This window comes from Protofrankia sp. Cj3, assembly GCF_917627355.1.
In the GTDB taxonomy this organism is placed as follows: domain Bacteria; phylum Actinomycetota; class Actinomycetes; order Frankiales; family Frankiaceae; genus Protofrankia.
Genome location: NZ_CAKJTR010000310.1, coordinates 2,238 through 3,890 on the forward strand (window position 1 = coordinate 2,238; position 1,653 = coordinate 3,890).

The 1,653-nt window shown below is 65.9% G+C and carries 1 protein-coding gene; it reads right to left on the reverse strand.

The window, feature by feature from the left end:
- Window positions 1–679 precede the first annotated feature (679 nt).
- Entirely contained in the window at window positions 680–1,219 is a 540-nt protein-coding gene (locus MJ783_RS22850; protein WP_239313879.1) for a hypothetical protein, read from the reverse strand.
- Window positions 1,220–1,653: the final 434 nt, after the last annotated feature.

Genomic DNA, 1,653 nt, shown 5'->3' on the forward strand with positions numbered 1-1,653 from the left:
CCACACCCCTGTTGCCGGTCGCTCTTGCTCGAAGGCGGCGTCTCCCCAAAGGCAGTGCCTTCGAAGGCGCTGCCTCAAAAATTTTCACTCAATGAAAATATATTGCATACAATGCAACCAGCGGCTCGATCGCCTGTCAATATCTCTCTCGGTCCGCCTGGAGCAACCGGCAACAGGGTGCGCGGCATCGCGGGGGTGGGGCATCGCGGGGGTGGGGCACATCCCTGTTACCGGGCGCTCCACAAGTTCGCCGCTGATGCCTCTGGGAGATAACTGTTTTCATCAGATGAAAACGCGCCAGCGGCGAGGAGGCGACCAGCCGCGGCATCCGCCGGCCCGAGGAGGCCACGGCGTCGCCTGGCCCGTGAAAGCCGGGCGCCCAACTCGGTGGGCGGGTTCGGGCTGATGTTGGCGGGCCGCTGCCGTGGGCCGGAGCACCATGTGACGATCAGAATTCTGGCCGCGAGACAATGCTCGGGTACTCGCCGCTACCAGCCATGCGGAGGTGGCGTTCTCCCCGGACGGCCGCGCCAGGCCACCGGCGATGACGAAGAGCGGGGACGGCTGTGGGCGTCACGCCGAGCTGCCCGCCGCGAGTCGTCGAGCGACGAATCGGCGGCCGCTGGTTCATGGTTGCTCGCCCCAGCGGCCGCCGACAGCCGTTCGGTACCTCCGGGGATCAGGCTCCCGGGACGGTCACATTTTTCTCGTCAAACCCGAAACCGTTGCTTGTGGCGCTTCGCTGCAGACCGGCGAAACTGTTCTCGCTGGCGTCGATATCCGCCTCGGTGGCGGTACCGCTCTTCAGCTTGTCGGTCAGGTTCGAAAAACTGTCACTGATGGACTGAACAGCGTTGCAGAGCGAGGGGTTCGCTTCCGCGAAGCCTTTGGCGACCTTCAGCTCGTGCACCGTGAAGACGCCCGCCACCGCGGCTTTGACGAAGGTGCGTTTCCGCTGGTCGGCCCCGGCCTTGAAGCCGCCGTTCTTCAGCGGCTTGTAGATGTACCGGTGGAAGGCGCCGAGGCCGAGGCCCGCGTGCAACGCGAAACGGGTCTTGGCGAAAGCACGCGTGTTACCGGCCGTCGGGCAGGGCGCGTTGTCCTCCGGATCGCTGTCGTCGGTCGCGCTGGTAGTCGCCGCGCTTCCCGAGGAAGATCGAATCTTGCTCGTGCCGGTGCCGCAGCCACCGACAAGAACCAGAGCCAACAGCGCGGCCATCAGGACCACACCGCGCCGGACGTTCCGCGAGGCCATTGTGTTTCTCCCTTTCCCCTGCCGGACGACCTCGCCACCATCAGGCGTCTGGGAACAGCGAATCTCCCAACCGCCATCGAGGTCCTACGACGGACACCGTATTACCCGTCGGCCCACTCGTAAAAATTCACCTAGTTTAAAGATCTTGCTGTAGGTGACGGGTCGTGGGCATGACTGTGGGCCACGCCGGGCGGGGCCGGCGCGGCGGGGTCGGTGGAGTGCCCGTCAGGTGGGGACGACGGCGGCCGGTGGCATCCAGGGAGTGCCGCGGAACGCGAGCCGGAGGGCGTGCATCGCGGACACACCGTGCTTGCGGGCGGTGGAGACGTAACTCGCGATCTGGAGGCGGCAGGCGGTCGCGGCCTGGGAGGTGAGCCGTCCGCTGATCTTCTGCTGGG